Annotated in this window: 24 protein-coding genes, 1 tRNA gene and 2 pseudogenes; 19 read left to right on the top strand and 8 right to left on the bottom strand. The window is 67.5% G+C overall.

All coding sequences use genetic code 11. The features are described from left to right. Positions 1-128: 128 nt before the first annotated feature. From ABZU75_RS27090 to ABZU75_RS27035, 12 genes are all read left to right on the top strand, one after another. A complete protein-coding gene (locus ABZU75_RS27090) occupies positions 129-965 on the top strand; it encodes a helix-turn-helix transcriptional regulator (RefSeq protein ID WP_355559773.1) in 837 nt (278 codons plus the stop codon). A gap of 99 nt (positions 966-1,064) precedes the next feature. After that, the gene (locus ABZU75_RS27085; RefSeq protein WP_355559770.1) at positions 1,065-1,472 is read left to right on the top strand and encodes an ATP-binding protein; all 408 of its coding nucleotides are present in this window, start codon (positions 1,065-1,067) and stop codon (positions 1,470-1,472) included. 415 nt (positions 1,473-1,887) lie between these two features. Then, complete coding sequence (locus ABZU75_RS27080; protein WP_355559767.1) at positions 1,888-2,730, top strand: sigma factor-like helix-turn-helix DNA-binding protein; 843 nt, start codon at positions 1,888-1,890, stop codon at positions 2,728-2,730. Position 2,731: 1 nt separating this feature from the next. Then, on the top strand, positions 2,732-3,553 hold the full coding sequence (locus tag ABZU75_RS27075) for a protein phosphatase 2C domain-containing protein (protein WP_355559764.1): 822 nt from the start codon (positions 2,732-2,734) through the stop codon (positions 3,551-3,553). 127 nt (positions 3,554-3,680) lie between these two features. Beyond that, on the top strand, positions 3,681-4,106 hold the full coding sequence (locus ABZU75_RS27070) for a plasmid replication, integration and excision activator (RefSeq protein ID WP_355559762.1): 426 nt from the start codon (positions 3,681-3,683) through the stop codon (positions 4,104-4,106). Next, entirely contained in the window at positions 4,103-4,429 is a 327-nt protein-coding gene (locus ABZU75_RS27065) for a hypothetical protein (protein WP_355559759.1), read from the top strand. Before ABZU75_RS27070 ends, ABZU75_RS27065 begins: the two co-directional genes overlap by 4 nt. An 85-nt stretch (positions 4,430-4,514) precedes the next feature. Continuing rightward, positions 4,515-5,939 carry an FtsK/SpoIIIE domain-containing protein gene (locus ABZU75_RS27060; RefSeq protein WP_355559755.1) on the top strand — a complete coding sequence of 475 codons (1,425 nt, stop codon included), beginning with the start codon at positions 4,515-4,517 and terminating at the stop codon, positions 5,937-5,939. Further along, a complete protein-coding gene (locus ABZU75_RS27055; protein WP_355559752.1) occupies positions 5,936-6,130 on the top strand; it encodes a hypothetical protein in 195 nt (64 codons plus the stop codon). The genes ABZU75_RS27060 and ABZU75_RS27055 overlap by 4 nt, the downstream gene beginning before the upstream one ends. Beyond that, positions 6,127-6,369: a replication initiator gene (locus ABZU75_RS27050; protein WP_355559749.1), complete on the top strand. Its 243-nt coding sequence runs from the start codon at positions 6,127-6,129 to the stop codon at positions 6,367-6,369. The genes ABZU75_RS27055 and ABZU75_RS27050 overlap by 4 nt, the downstream gene beginning before the upstream one ends. Then, positions 6,370-7,839: a replication initiator gene (locus tag ABZU75_RS27045; RefSeq protein ID WP_355559779.1), complete on the top strand. Its 1,470-nt coding sequence runs from the start codon at positions 6,370-6,372 to the stop codon at positions 7,837-7,839. It abuts the gene before it with no gap. A 1-nt stretch (position 7,840) separates the two neighbouring features. Further along, on the top strand, positions 7,841-8,041 hold the full coding sequence (locus tag ABZU75_RS27040; RefSeq protein ID WP_344891907.1) for a helix-turn-helix domain-containing protein: 201 nt from the start codon (positions 7,841-7,843) through the stop codon (positions 8,039-8,041). Beyond that, complete coding sequence (locus tag ABZU75_RS27035) at positions 8,041-9,390, top strand: site-specific integrase (protein ID WP_355559746.1); 1,350 nt, start codon at positions 8,041-8,043, stop codon at positions 9,388-9,390. The genes ABZU75_RS27040 and ABZU75_RS27035 overlap by 1 nt, the downstream gene beginning before the upstream one ends. 86 nt (positions 9,391-9,476) lie before the next feature. Here the strand turns inward: ABZU75_RS27035 and ABZU75_RS27030 are convergent. Both ABZU75_RS27030 and ABZU75_RS27025 read right to left on the bottom strand, forming a co-directional pair. After that, a tRNA-Ser gene (locus ABZU75_RS27030) sits at positions 9,477-9,566 on the bottom strand. 271 nt (positions 9,567-9,837) lie between these two features. Beyond that, positions 9,838-10,401, bottom strand: a complete 564-nt coding sequence (locus tag ABZU75_RS27025; protein WP_350914098.1) for a YceI family protein — start codon at positions 10,399-10,401, stop codon at positions 9,838-9,840. 102 nt (positions 10,402-10,503) lie between these two features. Between ABZU75_RS27025 and ABZU75_RS27020 the strand changes: the two genes are divergently transcribed. After that, positions 10,504-10,995 carry a MarR family transcriptional regulator gene (locus ABZU75_RS27020; RefSeq protein WP_355559742.1) on the top strand — a complete coding sequence of 164 codons (492 nt, stop codon included), beginning with the start codon at positions 10,504-10,506 and terminating at the stop codon, positions 10,993-10,995. Between the two features lie 174 nt (positions 10,996-11,169). On the opposite strand, the gene ABZU75_RS27015 is transcribed toward ABZU75_RS27020, so the two are convergent. Beyond that, positions 11,170-11,676 (bottom strand): SigE family RNA polymerase sigma factor, encoded by a 507-nt coding sequence (locus ABZU75_RS27015; RefSeq protein ID WP_355559776.1) that lies wholly within the window; start codon positions 11,674-11,676, stop codon positions 11,170-11,172. A 306-nt stretch (positions 11,677-11,982) separates the two neighbouring features. On the opposite strand from ABZU75_RS27015, the gene ABZU75_RS27010 reads away from it, so the two are divergent. After that, positions 11,983-12,933 (top strand): hypothetical protein, encoded by a 951-nt coding sequence (locus ABZU75_RS27010; protein WP_350914093.1) that lies wholly within the window; start codon positions 11,983-11,985, stop codon positions 12,931-12,933. 5 nt (positions 12,934-12,938) lie between these two features. Next, positions 12,939-13,778, top strand: coding sequence for a MauE/DoxX family redox-associated membrane protein (locus ABZU75_RS27005; RefSeq protein ID WP_350914091.1), 840 nt, complete (start codon positions 12,939-12,941; stop codon positions 13,776-13,778). A gap of 216 nt (positions 13,779-13,994) precedes the next feature. Here ABZU75_RS27005 and ABZU75_RS27000 read toward each other — a convergent pair whose 3' ends face one another. Both ABZU75_RS27000 and rplK read right to left on the bottom strand, forming a co-directional pair. Next, entirely contained in the window at positions 13,995-15,176 is a 1,182-nt protein-coding gene (locus ABZU75_RS27000) for an ATP-binding protein (RefSeq protein WP_355559738.1), read from the bottom strand. A 390-nt stretch (positions 15,177-15,566) separates the two neighbouring features. After that, positions 15,567-15,992, bottom strand: a complete 426-nt coding sequence (rplK, locus tag ABZU75_RS26995; RefSeq protein ID WP_355559735.1) for a 50S ribosomal protein L11 — start codon at positions 15,990-15,992, stop codon at positions 15,567-15,569. Positions 15,993-16,045: 53 nt separating this feature from the next. Here rplK and ABZU75_RS26990 point away from each other — a divergent pair, with 53 nt between their 5' ends. From ABZU75_RS26990 to ABZU75_RS26980, 3 genes are all read left to right on the top strand, one after another. Next, positions 16,046-16,948, top strand: coding sequence for a MerR family transcriptional regulator (locus tag ABZU75_RS26990; RefSeq protein ID WP_355559732.1), 903 nt, complete (start codon positions 16,046-16,048; stop codon positions 16,946-16,948). A 56-nt stretch (positions 16,949-17,004) separates the two neighbouring features. Continuing rightward, a complete protein-coding gene (locus ABZU75_RS26985; RefSeq protein ID WP_355559729.1) occupies positions 17,005-17,793 on the top strand; it encodes a M15 family metallopeptidase in 789 nt (262 codons plus the stop codon). A gap of 355 nt (positions 17,794-18,148) precedes the next feature. Further along, positions 18,149-19,165: a TerC/Alx family metal homeostasis membrane protein gene (locus ABZU75_RS26980; protein ID WP_355559726.1), complete on the top strand. Its 1,017-nt coding sequence runs from the start codon at positions 18,149-18,151 to the stop codon at positions 19,163-19,165. Between the two features lie 101 nt (positions 19,166-19,266). On the opposite strand, the pseudogene ABZU75_RS26975 reads toward ABZU75_RS26980, so the two are convergent. Next, positions 19,267-19,647, bottom strand: a pseudogene (locus ABZU75_RS26975) (VOC family protein); the annotation flags it as partial. Positions 19,648-19,749: 102 nt separating this feature from the next. Then, positions 19,750-20,172 (bottom strand): annotated as a pseudogene (locus ABZU75_RS26970) (DUF4328 domain-containing protein); the annotation flags it as partial. A 437-nt stretch (positions 20,173-20,609) separates the two neighbouring features. Here ABZU75_RS26970 and ABZU75_RS26965 point away from each other — a divergent pair. Continuing rightward, the gene (locus tag ABZU75_RS26965; RefSeq protein WP_355559723.1) at positions 20,610-21,473 is read left to right on the top strand and encodes an NUDIX domain-containing protein; all 864 of its coding nucleotides are present in this window, start codon (positions 20,610-20,612) and stop codon (positions 21,471-21,473) included. Between the two features lie 19 nt (positions 21,474-21,492). Here ABZU75_RS26965 and ABZU75_RS26960 read toward each other — a convergent pair whose 3' ends face one another. Next, positions 21,493-22,296 carry a PrsW family glutamic-type intramembrane protease gene (locus tag ABZU75_RS26960; protein WP_355559720.1) on the bottom strand — a complete coding sequence of 268 codons (804 nt, stop codon included), beginning with the start codon at positions 22,294-22,296 and terminating at the stop codon, positions 21,493-21,495. Positions 22,297-22,299: the final 3 nt, after the last annotated feature.

Genomic DNA, 22,299 nt, shown 5'->3' with positions numbered 1-22,299 from the left:
GACGGCTGGCGGGCGGCGGGTCGTGCGGCGGCGCGCCGCGCCGCCGCCTTGATACCCCATGAGAACAATTCGGCAGTGATCTGTGATGGGCTGCGTTCGGTGTGTGGGTGGCTGGTAGAACGCTGGGTGTGGAGGATCGTCGGGATCGCCTGCGGGCGCTGGGTGAGCTGTTGCGTCGGCTGCGTAAGGACGCTGGGCTGACGGGGAAGGATCTGGCGTTGCGGGCTGGGGTGGCTCAGCCGACGATCTCTCGGATTGAGACGGGGCGGCTGCTTCCGGTTCCGGAGACGGTGGATCGTCTCGTTGAGGCGTTGGGCCTGGATGATGTGGGCCGCGGGGAGCTGGATGCTCTGCTTGTGCGGCTGCGCGATGAGGTGTCTCGTCTCAAGGGCGGGCTTGCCGGCCGGGAGGCGGCCAATGTCACCCGGCTGCGGTCGGCGCGTCGGGTGGTGGTGTTTTCTTCGGCAATGGTTCCGGCGTTGTTGCAGACAGCGGAGTATGCCCGGCTGGCGTTGGCGATCGGTCGCGAGGTGGATGAGGAGGACGCGGCCAAGGCTGCGGCGGTTCGGGTGGAGGGGCAAGCAGTCCTGTTCGAGTCCGGCCGGGAGTTCTCCTTTGTGCTGACCGAGGGGGCTGTGCGTACGTGGCCGGGGTCGCCGGCGTTGATGCTCGCTCAACTTGATCGGCTGCTGCAGGTGGCGACGCTCCCTCATGTCACTCTCGGGGTGGTGCCGTGGTCGGTGCAGGCTCCGGCGTTCCCGTTGCATGGGTTCACGGTCTATGACGGTGCGGTGAGCGTGGTGGAGAGCCTGACGGGTGATCTGACGTTGACGGAGCCTGGGGAGCTGTCAGCTCACAGGGAGACCTTCGAGGTGTTCGCGGCGGTGGCCGTCTATGGCGAGAAGCTGCGGGATCTTCTGGGGCGAATCGGTGCCGACTATCGCACCTTGGCGACACACCTCTAGCCGCTGACGCATTTATGCGTCGAATTCCTTGAGATGCTTCTAGCATCACTCATACGCTGGCGCGGTGGATGTATAGCCCCCTAGACATCGGAGTCCGCTATGTCGCCCTGGCGCATGTCCCGCACCTTCCCCGGCTCTCCCGTGGCGATCACCGAAGCGCGACGATTCGTCACCGCCCTTCTGGGTGCCTGGTCCGGGATCGAAGACGCCGAACTGATCGTCAGCGAACTGGCCACGAACGCCATCCGTCACTCCGCAAGCGGCCGGTTCGGCGGCTGCTTCACCGTTGCCGTCCAAGCCGACCGTGGCCGGATCTGGCTCGGCATCCTGGACCAGGGCGGCCAGCGCGCACCGCACCCTCTCCCTCCTCAAGCAGACGAGGAAGGGGGACGCGGCCTGGCCCTCGTCGCCGCGCTGGCGGCCAGCTGGGGTGTGACCGGAGACGAGCAGGGTCGCATCGTCTGGGCCACCCTGAACCTGGCTCCTGAGAAGACGGCTACGCGGTGAGAAGGTGCCTGGCCCCGCACCTGGGACCGTTGCAGGCCGGTCATGTCCTACTGGCCTGGATCGACCCGCGAGACGACGGGCGACGGCGAGTGATCGCCTGGACCTGTGACTGCCGTTCGGTCATCTACGAACTGTGCTCGGCAGGCGGGCAGTCCTACCTTCGCCGTACTGTGCAAGGCGCTCAGCTCGATGTCAGTGAGACTCCCCGAACCCGCGCCAGTGAAGCGCACGACCTTTGGGCCGAGCTGCTGACGGGGCACGTGCGATGACGCGCGGTGTGCCAAAGCGACGCTCAGCGATTCGGGCAACCAGCCCGAAAACCGGCGAACCTCTTAAAGCCGTACTGTCAAGGGGGATAGACGACATTTCGTCTAGGGGGCTAGACTCGGCTGAGCACCACCGAAAGGGATCCACTGTGCCGCCGAGTGACCTTGAACGCATCGCCGCCATGGACGACCCGTATCTGTTGATCCGGGCCGCAACCGAGCGACTGAGCACCGCGCAACAGGAGGTCACCGAACTGGCTCGCCTCCGACGCCGCGTCATCCAAGAGCTGCACGCCCAAGGCGTCTCATATGCGCAGATCGCCGAGCAGGCCGGCCTGTCGCGCGGACGCATTCACCAGATCAAGCACACCGGACCGGCTCCGGAAGGGGCGTTCCTCGGTGTCGGCACGGTGACCGTGGTGACCCCGCTGCGGCTGGACCCAGAACGAAACCGGCCCGTGGTCGCCCTGGACGACATGCGCTCGGGCAAGCGGCTGGAAGACCTCGCGCGCTCCTTCGGTCTCACCGTGGCCTCCGACAACGTCTCGGTAGACGGGCAGATCGATCTCAACCGGCCCGGCCTGCTCGTCATCTGCGGTCCCCGGATGGCAGAAGCGATGCGCACCGCCTACGACACCGACCCCGTGATCAGATGGGAGCGCGACGACCTCGGCTGGCTGCTGCGCGACACCCGGACCGGCCTCGCCTACCGCTCCGGCAGCCAGGTCGACCCACCACAGCCGACCGACTCGGCCTACCTCGGCCGTCTCCCCCGCCCCGACGGCAACGGCACGTTCCTGGCCATCGCCGGCATTCACCCCAACGGCTCACTCGGCGTCGTCGACCTGCTCGCCTCCGAGATCGCCACCATCTGGGGTCAGGTCGGTGACAAGCGTTTCTCCACCGTGGTCTCCGTCGAATACGACCCCGCCACGGGGGAGCCGGTCCGTACGCAACTGGCCGGCCCTCTCTATCGGCACGAGGACGACTGACGTGCGGCTCAGTCTCGCCACCCAATCCGCCCACCCCGATCGGCCCAACGAGGACTTCATCGGGGCCACCTCTGACGTGGTGGTACTCCTGGACGGCGCCGGGACCCCGGCGGGACTGAAAACGGGCTGCTCCCATGGCGTCGCCTGGTACGCCCACACGCTCGGCTCAACCCTGCTGTCCGCGGTCACCCAAAGCGCCGGCCCCCTGACCGAGATTCTTGCCGAGTCGATCAAGAACGTCGCCTCGTTACACGACTTCACCTGTGACCTGGTGCATGCGGGATCCCCTTCGGCCACGGTCTCGATGTTGCGCCGTACGGGTGACGTCCTGGAATGGCTGGTACTGGCCGACTCCGCCGTTGTCCTCGACACCGATACGACAGAGCCGACGGTGATCTGTGACGATCGCGTGAGCCGCATCGGGGCGCGCTACCGGGCGTTGATGGATGGCCTGCCGGGCGGAAGCCCGGAACATGCCGAGGCGTTTCGAGGCTACGTCGAGACGTTGCGCGATCATCGCAATCGGGACGGCGGTTTCTGGGTGGCCTCCGTTGATCCCCTCGCCGCAGAACAGGCCCTCACCGGTACCGCCCCGGTGAATCAGGTGCGGGCGGCGGCGTTGTTGAGCGACGGCGCCTCCCGCCTCGTCGACCGCTTCGCCCTGGCAACTTGGCGGCAACTCCTCGACCTCCTTGGCCAGGACGGCCCCGACGAACTGATCCGCCGTGTTCGAGAGGCCGAATACAGCGATCCGGACAGCTCCCGCTGGCCTCGGGGCAAGATCCATGACGACGCCACTGCGGTGCACTGGAAATTCTCCTAAGCATTTTTGTCGACCCCCCTAGACAGTTCGTCGGCTCCGGCCTAACTTACTTGCATAGCCCCCTAGACACCTTGTCTCCGCGGAACGGCCGCATCTGTCTAGGGGGGTCGACAGCAGGAGTTGCATCATGGCCATCCAAGGCCCCATCCCCGTCCGTTTCGAGCAGGTCTTCCCGCACGGCTGCTTCGTCGTCGGTGAGGTCGAGCAGGTCAAGGACTTCGACGCCTCGTCCAAGGGCCGCACCGTCTACGCCAAGGACAAGAACACCGGAGAGCTGGTGTGGCAGGTCGCTGTCATGGACGCCGATCCGACCGTCAAGGCCGGACAGAAGACGGTCTCGGTCAAGATCCTGTCCCCGGTTCAGCCGGTCGTTCCGGCTGCGTTGCCGGGTCTGCCGTTCGTGCCGGTGGAGTTCGACGGCATGACCGCCACCGCCTACGTCGCCCAGAACACCGGACGACTGGCCTGGTCCATTCGGGCAACGGCGATGCACTCTCCCCGTTCGACTGCGGTTCCGGTCAAGGCTTCGGCCGGTAAGGACGTGGCGGCGTGAGTGAACACAAGCCCTACACCTACGTCACAGCGTCGATCCGTGAGGGCGTCACCCGATTCGACGTCTCCTTCTGCACCTCGGACATGTCGGCCAAGGCGTTCGGGGGCGACGGTGAGCGGCCGTTCCTGACCCTGTCCAGCACCGAGGCACAGATGACCATCACCACCACGGGCGGCGGGCCGGTCACCGAACGAGACGTGAACCTCGCCCGGGAGATCTTCACCGCTGCTGCACGCTACCTGGCCGACTGCGAGCGCCTGCACACCGAACAGTCCACCAGCCTCCACCAGGTCGACGAGTTCGAGCAGGGCAAGGCGGCCTGACACGAAGCGGGGCCGCTGGAACTGGCATTCCGGCGGCCCCTCGGTTCTCCCTCTCACGCGAATTCAAGGAAGAGGCTCCAGCCTAATGTTCAAAAAACTGCCCGGCGACGAGGCACGCACCCTCGTCACCACGACCCCCGACACCGCCATAGTGTTCCGCCCGGCCGTGGTCCGTACCCCGGCCATCTTCACCATCACCATCTTCCTGTGGCGGCTGCTGGCTGGAATCATCCGGCTCATCTGGCGTCACCCGATCGCCCTGGCCCTGCTCGCTGTGCCCTCCGTGCTCGGCATCCTGTACGGCTGGCGCGCCACCCTGATCGTCGTCACCGTTCCCCTCTCGCTGCTGGCTCCGTGGCCGTTCTTCGATCGGCCCTCGTTCGATCGCTGGATGGGGTGGCGACTGCTGGCCTGGTGGCGGCTGGTGTGGGTCTACCGGCGGCACTGGCAACCAGTGATGATCATCTCCGGTCTCGGCCGGAACCTGCGCGGTCGTGACTACCTGCCCCGCCTGGTCAAAGTCACCTGTACCTCGTGGGCGGATCTGGTCACGGTGAAGATGCTCACCGGACAGGCGGTCAAGGACTGGACCGACCGTATCGAGCACCTGGCCCACGGGTTCGGCGCCACCTCCTGTCGGGTGACCATCGCCCGATCGGGCCGTCTGCTGCTGACCTTCCCCCGACGTGACCCACTGGCCACCCCCTTACCCGCGCTACCCATCCCCGAGGTGGCCTCGGTCGGGCCGGTCGAGATCGGCCGATGCGAGGACGGCACCCCATGGCGGCTCAAGGTTCACGGCACCCATGTCCTGGTGGCCGGCGCCACCGGAACGGGCAAGGGCTCGATCATCTGGTCCACCATCCGGGGGTTGCTGCCTGCGGTGCGGGCGGGCCTGGTCCAGGTCTGGGCGTTGGACCCCAAGCGGATGGAACTGTCCTTCGGACGAGACCTGTTCGGCACCCGCTACGCCGCGAGCCCGGCGGCCTGCGCCGATCTCCTGGAAGCAGCCGTGCAGATCATGCAGGAGCGAGCCGACCGGTTCGCCGGACTCCAGCGCAACCACACCCCCACCCTCGATGACCCGTTCGTCCTGGTGGTCGTCGACGAGGTGGCGTTCCTGACCGCCTACCAATCCGACAAGGGCCTGAAACTACGCATCTCCGCCGCCCTGGCGACGCTCACCACCCAAGGCCGCGCGGTCGGGTTCGGCGTCATGGCCGCACTCCAGGACCCGCGCAAAGAGGTCATGAACGTCCGCAACCTGTTCCCCGACAAGATCGCGCTCCGGCTGGATGAGTCCGAGCAGGTGGACATGGTGCTCGGCGACGGTGCCCGTGATCGGGGTGCGCTGGCCGATCACATCTCTCCGGTTCCCGAGCAAGGTGCGGGCATCGGCTACGTCCGGCTGGAGACCTCGCCCGATCCGATCCGTGCCCGTGCCGGCTACGTCTGCGATGCCGACATCCGCGCCATGGTCGCCGACTTCGCCGAGGAGACAACCCAGTGAAGATCATCATTCAGGGCACCCTCGCCGAGATCGACACGATCCCCTTCCGCCTCCTCAGCCCCCTGTCCGACTCCCCGCCACGGTTTGAGCTGGTGCTCTCCGACCTGGTCAACATCCGGCTGCGCCGCGACCCCTACAGCGCCTCCTACCGCTTCACCGCCGACGTGCTCGACCGAGAGGAGGACAGATGACCGAAACCCCCACCCCCTCGCCGGACGGCTCCGACCACACCCTTCCCCGCCTCGTCCGTGACACCCTGCCCCTCGCCCTGGACGTCGCGGTGGAGGTCGCCAAGCTCAACGGGGTCTGCATCCGCCCCCTCGAACTGCGCCGCCTGGACACCCACACCGGCACGGTCGAGTCGTTCAACATCCCCTGCGGCACCACCCAGGAAGCCAAGTGCCCGCCGTGTGCTCAGCGCAACAAGTAACTGCGCAAAGCCCAGTGTCGGGAAGGCTGGCACCTGGACCATGAACCCGTCGCCGAACCTCACCCCTCCACCGAGGATCAGCGGTGGCTGATCGAGTTCCGGGCCGACGTGCAGGCCAAGCGCGACGAGGCCGAGCGGGACGGGGAAGACACCCTCGACTGGGACGAGGCCATCGCGGGCATCGATGCGGAGATCAACGCCGCTGGGATGCGCGGCAACGTCCTGGGTGGCCGTACGACCCCGAAGCGGTCGCGTTCGACGAGGCGGCGCCAGGATGCGCCAGACCTGCCCAAGCGGGCCAAGCAGGACACCACCCTCGGCCGGACCTTCATCGCGACTGATGGGAGGGTGTACCGGCCGTCTCTGTTCGTCACGCTCACCCTGCCCTCGTACGGCAAGATCCGTTCCGGTCTGGGCGTGCCGGTCGATCCGAGCAGCTACGACTACGCTCGCGCGGCCCGCGATGCCCTGCACTTCTCCAAGCTCGTCGACCGCTTCGTGCAGAACCTCCGCCGGGTGGCCGGCTACGACGTCCAATACTTCGCCACCGTCGAACCACAGAAACGGCTCGCTCCGCATCTGCACATGGCAATCCGCGGCACCATGCCCCGCACGGAGATCAGAGCCATTGCCGCTGCCACGTACCACCAGGTGTGGTGGCCCTCGGTGGATGAAGTGAAGTTCGACGGTGACCATCTGCCCATCTGGGCGGAACGGGCCGTGCTGGACGACGGCGTCACCTACCCGGACGGACAGAGCGGCGACTACCTCGACCCCGCCACCGGGGAACTGCTGCCCACCTGGGACGAAGCACTCGACCAGCTCGACACCGACGAGGCGGCCGAACCCCTGCACGTGGTCCGCTTCGGTCCTCAGGTCGATGTTCAGGGCATCGTCGCCGGATCACCGGACGCTCACAAGCGCATCGGTTACCTCACCAAGTACCTGACCAAGAACCTCGGCGACCCCCTCGACCCCGACGACCCCACCACCGACAACCCTGCCCGTCGTGACCACGCCGTTCGGATGGTCGAGGCACTGCGCTACGAACCGTGCTCGCCCACCTGCCCGAACTGGCTGCGGTACGGCGTGCAGCCCAAGGGCGCCAAGGCGGGCATGCTGCCGGGCCGCTGCAAGGGCAAGGCGCACAAGGCCGAACACCTCGGCTACGCGGGCCGGCGGGTCCTGGTTTCCCGTAAGTGGTCGAACAAGACCCTGCGCGAACACAAGCAGGATCGGCGGGTCTGGGTCCTCGACATGCTCGGCCTGCCTGACGACACCGAGACCGACCCGCACCGCTACGTCTGGCGGCCGGTCTCCTCCAAAGACCCCAACCGCACCCCACTCGCCAAACGCCTGCTGCGCGAGGTCGCCAACCGCCGGCGCACCCGCGCACGCCTGATCGAACTCCAAGCCAGAGCGGACGGACAGCCGATCGAGGATCTTTCGGCAATCGGAGAGGCGGCCTGACATGGAACCACTGTTCTACCGGCCCAAGGATGCCGCCGTGATGCTCGGCATGAGCCGTACGGCCGTCTTCCGGCTGATCAAGTCTGGCGAACTCAAGTCGATCAAGGACGAGGGATACCGACTGGTCCCCCGGTGGGCGCTCCACGAGTTCGCCCGCGCACTGGAGGCCAAGGCGGGGCTCTCCCAGGAAGAGGCGGCGTGATGGCGACCAGGAAGCCCAACGGCCGTTCTTCCATCTACCTCGGCAAGGACGGCAAGTGGCACGGGTGGGTCACGGTCGGAGTCAAGCCGGACGGTTCACCCGATCGTCGGCACCGTAAGGGCAAGACCCAAGCTGAGGTGACCGCCAGCGTTGCCAAGCTGGAAAAGGAGCGTGAGGCAGGCCAGGTCAGCAAGCCGGGTCGGCCTCCCACGCTCACCGAGTGGATGGCCGAATACCTCGACGTGATCTGTGCCCGGCTCGTCGCCTCGGGCGCGATGGCTCCCCGGACACTCGACGACTACCGGTCCAAGACGGAGCACTGGGTCAAGCCACTGCTCGGCCGTCATCGGCTCGACAAGCTCACTCCCGAACATCTCGACCAGGCGTATTCGACCATGCTGGAAAGTGGGCTCTCGTCCAGCACGGTGCTCAAGATCCATCGCATTCTCTCCCGTGCACTCAAGATCGCGGTTCGCCGGAGCAAGGTCACCAAGAACGTCTCGACGCTGATCGACGCACCGGTGGCCAACGATTCCGATCTTGAGCCGCTGACCCGCAACGAGGCGCGCAAGATTCTGGAAGCCGCCAAGACCAGACGCAACGCCGCGAGATGGTCGGTCGCGCTCTCGCTGGGCATCCGCCAAGGGGAGGCGCTCGGGCTGCGGTGGTCGTTCGTCGACCTGGAGACCGGTGTGATCAAGGCGTGGTACCAGGTGCAGCGCAAGCCCTGGGCACACGGCTGCAACGACCCCCACGAGTGCGGCAAGGAGTGGCATCGCTGGCCGTGCAAGAAGCGGTGCACCGAGCACAAGCACCGGCCGGACTGCCCCAAGGCATGTAAGAGGCACGGCCACGTCTGCCCGAAGCGCACATGCCCGAAGGGATGCACCGGTCACGCGGATCGATGCCCCAAGCGCACGGGTGGCGGCATGATCTTTCGGCAGCGCAAGGGCCGGAGCAAGCTCACCCTTCAATGTCCTCCCGAACTGCTGCCTTTCCTGCGGGCTCATCGCGACGCACAGATGGCCGAGCGGGAGAGAGCAGGGGACCTGTGGGAGGACCACGATCTCGTGTTCGCCACCCGGCACGGGAAGCCGATGGAACGGAGCGAGGACTACAAGGCGTGGAAGGCGCTTCTGAAGCGAGCAGGTGTCCGTGACGCGCGGCTCCACGACGCTCGCCACACGGCAGGGACACTCCTTGTGGAACAGGGTGTGCATATCCGCGTCGTACAGGAGATCCTCGGCCACGCGCGGGTGACCACCACCGAGCGCTACACCCACGTGGCCGGCGCCTTGATGCAGGACGCGAGCACCCGGATGGGAGCCGCCCTCTGGGGCGATGGGTGAGAACTGCAACCCGAATTGCAACCCTGACAGGGTTCAGAGATCAAAAAGGCCCTCTCCCTGAATCTCGGGAGAGGGCCTCTGAACTGCGGAGGCTCGGGGATTTGAACCCCGGATGGGCGGTAAACCCAAACCGCATTAGCAGTGCGGCGCCATAGACCTGACTAGGCGAAGCCTCCTGGTAACCGTTCGGCTCAGGACAGAGTACCGGCCATCCGGCGAGGCGGCAAAGCGGTTGGTGATCACGTCGCGGGCAAGGGTTGGGCGAGAGTTGTCCACAGGCAGTGGATAACTTTCGCCACCCCTGTGGACAAACCGGGGAGTCCCCAGCTGGGCCCGGCGGGAATCCTGTGGATTCCCGCTTCATGAGACGCTATATCTCAACAGGCGGACGCACTGAGGCCCCTCGCCGCCCGAAGGGACGGGAGGGGTCCCGAGTGGTGGCGGAGATCAGGCGGCCGGGTTGGCCTCGCCCTCGATCTCAATCTTGATCTTCTTGCCGACCAGGACGCCGCCGGTCTCCAGCGCCTGGTTCCAGGTCAGACCGAACTCCTCGCGGTCGATCTCGGTCGTGATCGAGAAGCCCCAGACGTCCTGGCCCCACGGGTTGGTGCCGGCGCCGCCGTACTCGACGGTGAGCTCGACCGGCTTGGTAACGTCGCGGATGGTGAGGTCGCCGACGAGGGTGAACTCGTCACCGGAGTGGCCGACGACACGGGTGCTGCGGAAGGTCAGCGTGGGGAACTTCTCGACGGAGAGGAAGTCGTCGCTGCGCAGGTGGCCATCGCGGTCCGCGACGCCGGTGTTGATGCTCTCGGTCTTGATCGAGAGCTCCGCGGAGGAGTCCAGGGGGTTCTCGGCGATGGTGACGGTGCCGGAGAAGTCGCCGAAGTGACCGCGGACCTTGCTCACCATCATGTGCTTGACGACGAAGCCGATCCGGGTGTGGGCGACGTCCAGAGCGAAGGTTCCGGCGGCCGGGATCTGAAGGTTCTCCCAGGTCCGAGTGGTCATGCTGTGCTCCCGATGAGAAGGTTGCTGAGTAGATGATTGCAGCAACAGATTTCTACACGAGGAATATTCCTCCCGTCAACTACCTTCGGATAGAGTGTGAACGTGATCCCCTTTGATGACTCCCGGCTGACGGCGATGGGCCTCCTGGCGGAGGTCTACACCGGCATCTCGGCCAAGACGCATGAGTCCTTTGCGGCCGCGGGGCTCTCAGAGATCGACTTTGAGACGTTGCTCAGGTTGGCGCGCTCACCGGGGCGACGGCTGCGGATGAGCGACCTGGCGGCGCAGACGAGCCTGTCCACCAGCGGGATGACCCGGGTCGTCGACCGGCTGGAGCGCGAGGGACTGGCCATGAGGCAGGCGTGCGCCACCGACAGGCGGGCCTCCTACGCGGTCATCACCGAGGCCGGCGCCGACCGGCTCAGCGGCATTCTCCCCCGGCATCTGATCGACATCGACACCTGGTTCACCGGCCTGCTCTCTCCCGAGCAGCTCAGCGCCTTCCTCGACACCCTCAGAACCATTCGCGACGCCGTACGGCCGTGTGCCACCGCAGGGGCGGAAGCCGAGTCCGTCCCGTCTTGCCAAGGCTAGAAGCGCGGGATTCCGCCCCTCACCGGGCGGGTTGCCCGAATCGGATGTCCCGGGAAAGGCTCCGGTCGACGTGCGGGAATACCGGTTCAGGAGCCGTCCCGCAGAACGTGCTGTAGCGAGGACTCGCAAGGAGAACGTGGCGAGACCCGCCTGACCGCGGTGGGCAAAAAGGGTCTAGACCCGATGCTCCAACTCCCGCGGTTCGGAGAGCGTGAGGTCGCCGCGGAGCTTGGCCATCCCCCGGGAGACCGTGCTCTTGACGGTCCCGACGCTGATGCCCAGGGTCTTGGCAATCTCCGACTCGGTCATGTCCTCGTAGTAGCGCAGGACGACGGCGGTCCGCATCCGGGTGGGCAGCCGGTCGAGGGCCTGCTCGACCCGCTCGGGCAGGTGGGGGCCGCCCGCGAGCATCGGCTCGGGAAGCTCCTCGGACGGATACTCCTCCAGCTTGCGCCGCCGCCACCAGGAGATGTTGATGTTGACCATCGTCCGGCGCACGTAGCGGTCCAGGGCGGCGTGGTCCTGGATGCGATCCCAGGCGAGGTAGGTCTTGACCAGTGCCACCTGCAGCAGGTCCTCGGCGTCGCTCGGATTCCCGGTGAGCTGGTAGGCGGCACGCAGTAACACCGGGCCGCGAGCAACGACATACTCGCGGAACTCCTCGTCGGTCCCGCCGGCCACCGTGATCACCAGCCTGTGCTCCAGGTGCGTATGGTGGTCAGAATCGCAGCCCGAACCCATACTGCGGCTGAACCGAAATCTATGTTTCCTCCCATCAACGGTAAAGATCGGCTTCGATGGGCGACGGAGCACGCAAGAGATACTAGATAGCGGTTTGTCATCGAGTGGACACCAATGCGTTCTACCGAGGAGGGGAACTGTAGTACCTGGTTGGACACCTGCCGTGATTATTGGTGGAGCGGACAGCGGGACTCCGCGAAGCGTGTGACGCTGACTGCGACACCTCGCAGAACCTGGGGAGCGACGATGCCCTATCTCAGCGCCGATCGCCGCCGCGCGCTGGCGGCAGCCGCGCTTGGCCGGGCGGCGCAGGAGCCCGGCCCGCTCCCCGTCGAAGGTGAGTCCTTCCACTCGGTCAGCGGTGCGATCCTCGACGTCAGCCCGCACCTGATCGTCATCGACACCCCGGACGGCCACGAGGAGCGGCTCGTCATCGCGCCGTGGGCGACCGCCTGGCGTGGCGAGGCCGTCACTCCGGCCGACCTTCCCGTGGGCTCCAATGTGATCATCAGAGCGCTGCGGGCCGGCCGGGTCGTGGACCGGATCTGGGCGGACATCACCAGGATCACCGGTGTGATCCAGTCGATCGACTCGGAGGGCAAGGACCACTCCGTGGAGCTGTACTGCGGACCGCACCGTGGGCGGCGCACGATCGTCATCCCCTACCGCGCCTCGGGGCGCCTGCGGGTCAGGCATCCGCAGTTCGAACCCGGCTACCTGTTCGACGCCATCGGGGTCCGCGAGGACGGCGTGGCACAGGCTCGACTGCCCGCGACCTCGCAGCCGCCCTACCGGTGGAGGGCCGTGCCGACGCCTCCGCCCGGCTACAGCGGCATGCAGTCGCGGATCTCGGGCACGGCCACCTGGTCGGACACCTTCGACTGCGGGGAGCAGGGGGTGGCCTACCCCATGTTGGAGCGGTCCGATACGGCGTGCGACGACGCCGGGGTGTCCTGCACCGGGCTGCCGTACCTGTCGCTGGGTTCGATGCTCAACGTACGCAACGTGTGCGCCGGGCGGACCTCGGTCCTGCCGATCGTGGCGTGCGGCTGTCTGGCCGGCCGGTTCTGCGACCGGTGCCTGGAGTGCGGCACCTCGCCTCGCGGCCGGATTCTGGAGCTGTCACCGAGTTCCTTCGTGGAACTCGGTGGAGACCTGACCGCCGGATGCTTCAACGCCAGACTTGGAATGGGGTGACACGGATGCTGACGACGATCGCCGCCGAACAACTGCCGGTCCTGCTCCTGCTGCTGGTCGCAGGTACGGTCGCGAAGGTCTGGACCGTCGCGCGCGAGGCCGAGCCCGGCATGCTGAGCAGGCTGGGGCCTGCCGTGCTGGTGCCCGAACGCTGGCGTAAGCACATGATGCTGATCTGCGCGCTCGGCGAGTTGTTCCTGGCGTGCGGCCTGCTGGTGAGTGGCCAACCGTTCTTCCGGTGGGCGGTCGTCGCGTTCTTCGCGGTGTCCACCTATGTCCTGTGGGAACTGCGGCGCCGACGCCCGGACGCGGGATGCGGATGCTTCGGCGAGGTCAGCGCGGTACCGGTGGGACGGCGATCGCTGGGCCGCACCATGGTGCTGACGGCGATGTCCGCGGGGCTGCTCCTGACTCCGGAGGTCTCCGGCTGGGAGGCGATCGCCGGCATGACGTGGACGCACCTGCCTTACATGATCGCCGGTCTGCTGGTGCTCGCCGCACTCTCGCCGGAGATCGAGGAGGCGGTCGCCAGGCTCCGCTACCGGGCCCCCTGTGAGCAGCGCCGCTTCGACCCGGCCACCGCGCTCGGCCGACTGCGGTCAAGCACGGTCTGGCGCTCGCACACCGGCCGGCTGACGAGCACGGAGCCGGTCGACAGCTGGCGAGAACTGTGCTGGCGGTTCTTCGTCTATCCGGGACAGAGCCACACGGGCGAGCCCGTCGACGTGGTCTTCGCGGTCTATCTGAGCGGACGCCATCCGGCGGTGCGGGTCGCCATGGTCGGCTCCGACGGGCGTCCGGTGGAGACCACGCCTCTTCCGGAATCTCTGCCGGTATCGGCCTGACGCTAGAGGGCCCTAGATTCCTCTAGGCCCTGCCCCTGGGGTCCGTTGCCCATCGTGGTCAGGCGGCACCCCCGTGAGACACCACCTGACCGGACCTCGGCACAGCAAGATCCGCAGGGCAGCACGATTGAGCTCTATATGGCTCTCTAGCTTCCCCACTAGAGAGCCACATAGAGAGCTAGGAGCTCCCTCACACTATATCGAACAAATGTTCGCTCAGACCGGTTGGGATCGCAGGAACTTTCCGAAGTGCGGCACGGTGAACGCGATCAGCCCCCGCTCCGCGCTGTAGATCAGGCCTTTCTTGATGAGGCTGTCGCGGGCCGGAGAGAGGCTCGACGGTTTACGGCCGAGCCCTTCGGCCACCTCGGCGGTGGCGACGGGCTCGTCGCCGATGGCGGCCATGGCGTGCATGTAGTCGCGCTCGGCGGGAGTGGCCCGCTCGTAGCGGCTGCCGAAGAAGCCGACCGCGAGCTCCTCCTCGGCCTCCGGCGCGGAGACCCTGATGTCGTCGGCGGTGATCGGGCTGCGCAGCGCCAGGTCCCAGGCGACCTTGCCGTACGCCTGGACGAAGTAGGGGTAGCCGTCTGCCGCCACGTAGAGGGCGTCGAGGGCGTCCTGGGTGAACTCCACGCCCTCACTCTCCGCCGGGGCGATGAGCGCCAGGTCGGCCGCGTCGCGGTCAAGACGGTCGATCCTGGCATAGCGGAAGAGCCGCTCGGAGTAGCTCTTGCTGGCCGACAGCACGCTGGGGAGATGTGGCAGCCCCGCGCCCACCACGATCAGCGGGCCGCCGCTCTGGGAGAGCTCGTGGCAGGCCGCGCAGAGCGCCGAGACGTCGGGAGCCTGCACATCCTGCATCTCGTCGATGAACAGCGCGATGCCGACGCCCAGATCGGTGGCGACCCCGGCGGCGTCGACGAACAGCTCGGTGAGATCGATCTCCAGATCCCCGGAGTCGGCGCGCCCCCGCCCCGCGGGCACGTCGATCGCGGGCGACCAGTGCGAGGTGCCCTTGGCCGCGGACGGGTCGCGCATCGCGAACGCCTTGAGCACGCCGAGGAACTCCTCGATACGCTCGGGCGCCCGGTGCCTGGGGGCCAGCTCGCGGATCGCCATGTGCAGGGCGGCGGCCACCGGACGCCGGATCGACTGGTCGGGTCTGGCCTCGATCTTCCCGGTGCCCCACAGCCGCTGCATGGCCATCGACTTGAAGGTGTTGAGCAGGACGGTCTTACCGACGCCGCGCAGCCCGGTGACCACCATGCTGCGCTCGGGGCGCCCTCGGGCCACCCGCTCAAGGACGATCTCGAACTGCTGTAGCTCACGGTCGCGACCGGCGAGCTCTGGGGGGCGCTGTCCGGCACCTGGAGCGTAGGGATTGCGCACGGGGTCCACGCTCTCGGACTTTATGACGGGATATAGCGGTCGGCTTAGATTTCCGTAGAAAGGGCTACGGCGTGTCGCACCGCGCTCCACCGGCACCCGAGGAAACGGAGCGTGTGTCGCGAGCATCGCCATGGCACACCCCTTCACCTGGGCGGACGTCAGCCCGAACCCGTGTTCGATCCCGTGCCCATGACTGTAGCGCGGGTTCGAACACAGGCGCGATACGTTTCGATGAAAAGCCTTCCCAAGGAACCCGGGCTCCCGTGCCAAGCAGCTACAAATCCGGGCGTAAGCCACGCGAGCGCCCCGTCACGGGTAGAGACCCCGGGGCCGCTCCGGTCTCAGCGAGCGGCCGGCAGGCCGGGCTCCCGCCAGGAGGCGCTCACCGCCCATGAGCGTTCAGTCGCGAACGGTCAGGCCCATCGAGCGCGCGGTGCCGGCGACGATCTTCTCGGCCTGGTCCAGGTCCGCGGTGTTGAGATCAGGCATCTTGCTCCTGGCGACCTCCCGCAGCTGCGCGCGGGTGATCGTGCCCGCCGCCTGATGCCCCGGGCGGGGGCTGCCGCCGTCCAGGCCGATCACCCGGCGGATCAGCGAGGCCGTGGTGGGCATCTTGATCGCCAGTTCGAACGAGCGGTCCTCGAACACGGTGACGACGACGGGGACCACGAATCCCCGCTGATCCTGCGTGGCGGCGTTGTACCGGCGGCAGAACTCCATGAGGTTCAGCCCCAGCGGGCCGAGGTCCTTGCCCACCACGGCGGGACCGGCCTCGCCGGCCGGAAGTTGGAGCTTGGCGGTCCTGTTGACCTTCTTCTTCGACATGTCCGGCAAGCTAAAGTCTCCTGTAACTGGAGGCTCAACGGAATAATGAGCACATGAGCTACACGATCGGACAGCTCGCCAGACTCTCCGGTCTGCCGGTGAAGACGATCCGCTTCTACTCCGACATCGGGGTGCTTCCCGAACGCGGCCGCACCCGGAGCGGCTACCGCCTCTACGGCGACGAGGACCGTGGCCGGCTGGAGCTCGTCAGGGCGCTGCGCGAGATCGGCGTCGACCTGGCGACCATCAGGTCACTCGGCGACCGCGACCTGGGCGAGGTGCTCTCCCTGCATCTCCGTACGGTCGAGGCGCAGATCAGGTCACTGCAGCAGACCCGTGCGGTACTCAGGGCCACGCTGGAGCGGGACGAGGTGTCCGACGACGATCTGCGCCGGATCAACGCCCTCGGGCGGCTCGGTGCGGCGGAGACGGCCGCACTGGTGAACGAGTTCGTCGACGAGGTCTCCGGCGAGAACCCCGCCAGGCAGAGGTGGCTCGCCGGTCTGCGCCCGGCCATGGTGCCCGACCTGCCCGACGACCCGGGCATCGAACAGCTCGACGCCTGGCTGGAGCTGACCGAACTGCTCTCCGACGACGACTTCCGCGCCTCCCTCCGCGAGATGGGCGGCGAGTTCTGGGAGAAGGCCGGCGAACTCGATCCGACCACCTGGCACGAGGCCAACACCCTGATCATGGAGAGAGCGCTGGTCGCGGTGCGCGACGGCGTGGCCCCCGAGTCGGAGGCCGCCGCACCCGTCGTGGCCGGGATCCTCGCGCTCATGGCCGACGCGCAGGGGCGCACCCCGGAGTCGGTCGTACGGGACTACACCGAGCACGACCCGCGCGCCGAGCGATACTGGGAGCTGGTGGCCATGGTCAACGGCACACCCTGGCCGCCGGAGTCCGTGATCGCCCATGGGTGGATCGCCGCCGCACTCGCCCGTCACCTCGGGTAATTGATCAATTACAATGAACTATTGTCGCTTTTGTCCGTTTCGATGGGAGGCAGCACGTGGCAAGATCCAAATTCACGACCCGTACCCGGGCGGCGCTCGCGATGACCGTCGGCTGCCTGGCGGTCGCCTCCTGCGGCACGGCCATCTCCCAGCCCACATCGGCCCAGTCCACGTCGGCCGCGCGGCCGACGTCGCCGGCTCCCGAGCCGACCGCCGCGACAACGACACCGACGACGACACCGGAGCCCGGCACCGCGACACCGACCCCGACGGGCCCGCCGAAGTTCTCCGCGAAGATCTCCCCGGTCATCCGCCAGCTGCTCAAGTACTCCTGGCGGCCGGGCTGCCCGGTCCAGCTCAGCGACCTGCGGCTGATCACGATGACCTACTGGGGCTTCGACGACAAGCCGCACACCGGCGAGCTGGTGGTCTACAAGGGCGTGGCCGACGATATCGTCTCGATCTTCCGGCGCCTGTACGACTGGCGCTGGCCGATCAACAAGATGGAGCTCGTCGACGTCTACAAGGGCGATGACTTCGACTCGATCGAGGCCAACAACACCTCGGCCTTCAACTGCCGCGCGGCGACGGGGTCCAGCAGCTGGTCCCAGCACGCCTACGGCCGGGCCATCGACATCAACCCGCGCGAGAACCCGTACGTTTCGTCGAACGGCTCGGTGGCGCACAGCAACGCCCGCAGGTTCGCCAAGCGCCCGGTGCAGGCCCCCGGCGTGATCAACCCGGGCGACCGGGTGGTCAAGGCCTTCCAGGCGAAGGGCTGGGAGTGGGGCGGCTACTGGTCAGGCATCAAGGACTACCAGCACTTCAGCAAGGGCGGTGGCTGAGGCCGGGCCGTGGTTCGACGTCTCGTCCCCCCGTTCCCGCCGCCGTGATCGCCCGGCCGGTGCAGGTGGGGCCGCTCCGCCGGGTCTCCCCACGCTCGGGGGCCGTGTCGCCGATCGGGGTGTCGGGCGGCGGGTGCTCCCCTCCCCGTTGATTCCACCATCCGTGCGGATCAGGCCCCGACAGCAACCCGGGGTAGAAGCCTGTCCAACAACTGCCCTACTCTGGGACGACGAGGGGAGTACTTCCCAAGAGCCGACCCGGTCAGTACGGACGTTTCATAATGTCCCCGGGCGGCCACCTGCTGCGTGCGGGTGAAGGAGACCTCGAACGGCCAAGCACGTTCGAGGAGGCTTCATGCCCACCGAGGCATTCCTGTCAGCAGTCAGTCTTGAAACGATCGGTTCGCCACAACTGTGGATCATCACCGTGGCCGCTCTGCTGCTGCTGCTCGCCGTGGACTTCATGCTGACGCGGCGACCGCACGAGGTACGGATGCGCGAGGCGGTGGGCTGGTCGGTCTTCTACCTGGCACTGCCCCTGGCCTTCGGCGTCTACCTGTGGGGGGTCTTCGGGTCCGGTGTGGCGGTGGAGTTCTTCACCGGCTACGTGGTGGAGAAGTCCCTGTCGGTGGACAACCTGTTCGTGTTCATGCTGCTGCTGTCCGCCTTCGCGGTCCCGGTCGCCCTGGCCCAGCGGGTCCTGCTGTACGGCATCGTCGGGGCTCTGGTACTGCGGGCGATCTTCATCGCCCTGGGGGCGGCCGTCCTGCAGAGCGGCACCTGGGCGTTCCTGCTGTTCGGCGGGATACTGATCGTCACCGCCGTGAAGATCATGAAGGACGCACTGGGCGGGAAGGAGCAGCAGGTCGACATCTCCTCCATGCGCACGGTCCGGCTGCTACGGCGCTTCATGCCGGTCACCAACGACTATCGCGGTTCCCACCTGGTCGTTCGTGAGGGCGGCCGCCGCGCCCTGACCCCGCTGGCGCTGGCCATCGTGGCCGTCTTCGCCACCGACATCGTCTTCGCCGTCGACTCGGTGCCCGCGGTGTACGGCGTGACCGAGGACCCCTACCTCGTCTTCGCCACCAACGCCTTCGCCCTCCTGGGCCTTCGCGCGCTCTACTTCGTCCTCCTGGGCGTCCTGGCGAAACTGCGGCACCTGAACCACGGACTCGGCATCATCCTGGCCTTCATCGGAATCAAGCTCGTCCTGCACTGGGCGCACGGCGTCTGGACGTGGGTCCCGGAAATCCCCACTCCGGTCTCGCTGGGGGTCATCGTCGCGGTCCTGGCCACCGTCACGGCCACAAGCCTGTACGCCAACCGCCTCGACGCGAGGGTCGCCTCCTCACCCGCCGAACGCGGGTAGCCGGGCGAAACAGGCTCGGGCGCGACGACACCCGGGCGAGGAGACGACCACGGGGCCGCGCGGCGGACGTCCGGGCCTGACCGGTCATCGGCCGGCCAGGCTCAGCCGTACGCGGGCGAGACGCGGGGCTGGAGCAGATCCCAGCGGTTGCCGTACAGGTCCCGAAAGGCGGCGACCGTGCCGTAGGGCTCGTGCCGTGGGGCCTCCTCGAAGGTGACGCCCGCCGACAGCATCCGCTCGTGGTCGCGGGCGAAGTCGTCCGTGTGGAGGAACAGGCCGACCCTGCCGCCGGTCTGGTCGCCGACGCGGGCCTCCTGCTCGGGGCCGTCGGCGCGCGCGAGCAGGAGCGCCGTCTCCCGCGCGCCTCGCGGGCGGACGGTCACCCAGCGTCCGCCCTCACCCTGAGGCGTGTCCTCCAGGAGCTCGAAGCCGAGGACATCGACGTAGAAGGCGATGGCCTCGTCATAGTCACGCACGACGAGCGTGGTGAGCCCGAGGTGCGGCTTCCCGAGCGGTCCTGCCCTTTCCTGGAGCCATACCGGTCCTCCTGTGCGGGCGGTCTCCTGAAGATCGGTGATCGTCAGGACGACCCGGATGGCGAGGAGGCCCGCGGCGATCGGCAGCGCGATGCCGACGATCAGAGCGAGGTCTGCCAGGCCGCTTTCCAGGCCGCTTTCCAGGCCTTCCATGTCCGTCCCCGCCAGCCCCACGGACGCCAGCGTCGCGTACGGCCACAGCACCCACGTCAGCCACCATGCCCAGACCAGCCCCGAGCGGCGGGCCCTGAAGAGGTCGCTCCCCGGTCGCAGGCCACCTGGCCGGGAAGTGGCCAGGATGTCGTCGACGATCCCCTTGGGAGCGAACAGGTTGACGATGGGGAGGATCCAGCCGAGCACCAGGTACGGCGCGGCGTACATGTGAAAGACCCCTGGAGAGATCGCGTACGAGTTGGCGCGAGCACGGAACAGCCAGCATACGAAGGCGATTCCCGCCAGCAGGCAGAGCATCGGAAAAAGGAGGACGACCGGGGAGAGGAGGAGCGTGTACAGGGCCTCCCACTCGTAGACCAGTCGCCAGAGCCGGTCCCCCTCGTAGAGGATCCGCAGCCCCGACAGGCCCACGGACACGATGGAGACCAGCGCGATCAGAGTGATGGCAACGGTCGCGAACGTACGGATCGGGCGCAACGGGCGAATATGCACGGAGAACGCGCTCGACTTCATGCGGGTCCTTTAACGAGGGGCAAGATACGCGCAAGTATGTCTGATCCGATATAGCCGATATAGAGGTATTTCTGGCCGTCAGCGGAAGGCTTCTCCGCTTCCCCGAGGTGTGCCGCGGTCTCTCACCCGCGAGCGTTGGTCCGCGACAGGTCGCCGGGAGCATGGGCGGGAAGGCCGACCCGGTCCGGTGCCGCCGGACCGGGCTGATGCATCATTGGTCCATGGCGGCCAGGGATGGGGACGGTTGGGCCCAGTGTGAGCGCGGGCACCGGCACTGGGGCGTGTACGGAGCGGCCGGGCTGCTCGCCGTCCACCACGACGCCACCGGGAAGCCGCACATCCTGATGCAGAAGCGCTCCGTCTGGAGCCACCACGGTGGCACCTGGGGACTGCCGGGCGGTGCCCGCGACAGTCACGAGGACACCGTCACGACCGCCCTGCGCGAGGCGTTCGAGGAGGCCACGCTGGACGGCACCGGCCTGCGGATCCAGGGCGTCTACCTCGACGACCACGGCGGCTGGTCCTTCGAGACAGTGATCACCGAGGCCGCGGAGTTGCTGAGGGCGGTTCCGGGCAACAGTGAGAGCGCCGACCTGCGCTGGCTTCCCGCCGAGGAGGTCACCGCCAAAAAACTCCACCCCGGCTTCGCCGAGACCTGGCCGGTGATCGGTCTCGCGCTCGCCCCCTCCCTCGTCGTCCTCGACATCGCCAACATCGTGGGCGCCCGCGCCGAGCACGGCTGGTGGAGGGACCGCGCCGGTGCGGCGGCCAGGCTGCTCACCGAGGTCGGCACGCACGCCGCTGGTGGACTGTGGACCGCGCCCGGCCAGATCCCGACCCTGGCGCGCTGGTTCCCCCGGGTGACCGCGGTCGTCGAGGGGGCCGCCCGCGACGCCCCTCCGGTGTCCGGCGTCTCCGTGATCGCCGCGCCCGGAAGCGGGGACGACGCCGTCGTCCAGGCCGTAAGGGACGCCCGCCCGTGGGAGCGCGTCCTGGTCGTCACCGCCGACCGGGGGCTGCGCGAGCGGGTCACGGAACTGGGCGCCGAGGTCGTCGGCCCCCGGTGGCTGCTCTCCCGGTTGTGACGTTTCACGTGGAACATCCTCAAGGCTCGGGGGCTGGGGCGGCCTGTGGTTTCAGGTCACGGGTGGCCCGGTGGAACAGCCAGTAGCTCGCCGCGGCGACGACGAGGAAGAGCAGGCGGGCGGGCTGAGGGATGTCCAGAATGAGCAGGCCGTCGCTGAGCGAGTGGAGCAGGGCCGCCGTCATGAAGGCGGCGATGATGGGGATGGTGACGACGGCGCGACCTCTGACCTGCCAGGCCCCGAAGGCCACCGCGCACACCAGGCCGGTCCAGACGAGGTGGCTGAAGGGGGTGCTGAGGCCGCGTAGCAGGAGAATCGTGCCCGCGCCGACGGCGCCGCCGTGGTTGGCGACGCTCTTCCAGGCGTAGGCCATCGACTCCATGATCGTGAATCCGGTCGCACAGGACAGGCCGAGCGCGACCCCCGCCGCCTTGGTGAGGTGGCGCCCGGTGAGGGCGACCGCGAGAGGTGGGACGAGCTTCGCGGGTTCCTCGATCCAGCCGACCCGCAGGATCGAGGTGCTGTTCTTCTGGGAGATGAAAAGCGAGTCGAAATAACCGCCGAGCAGCAGGGCGACGCCCCCGCCGAACAGGAACATCCCCATCAGCGTCATGGCCGGCACGCTGGTGGCGATGTGGATACGGTCGTGGATGGCGAGCAGGAGCGCGATGGGCCCGGCTGCGGCCCCGTAGAAGAAGGCTGCGGGCATGACCGCCTGATTGCCGGCCGCCTGCATCATGGCGATGAGCGAGAAGGACAGAACGATCATGGCGATCCACGCCTTGAACCATCGATGCCGGTAGAAGCGCAAACGGTCTCGCATAAT

Origin of the sequence: Streptosporangium sp. NPDC005286 (genome assembly GCF_040607515.1) — a bacterium.
Classification (GTDB): domain Bacteria; phylum Actinomycetota; class Actinomycetes; order Streptosporangiales; family Streptosporangiaceae; genus Streptosporangium.
The sequence above is the reverse complement of the archived record's forward strand: the minus strand, read 5'-3'. Positions and strand labels throughout refer to the sequence as shown.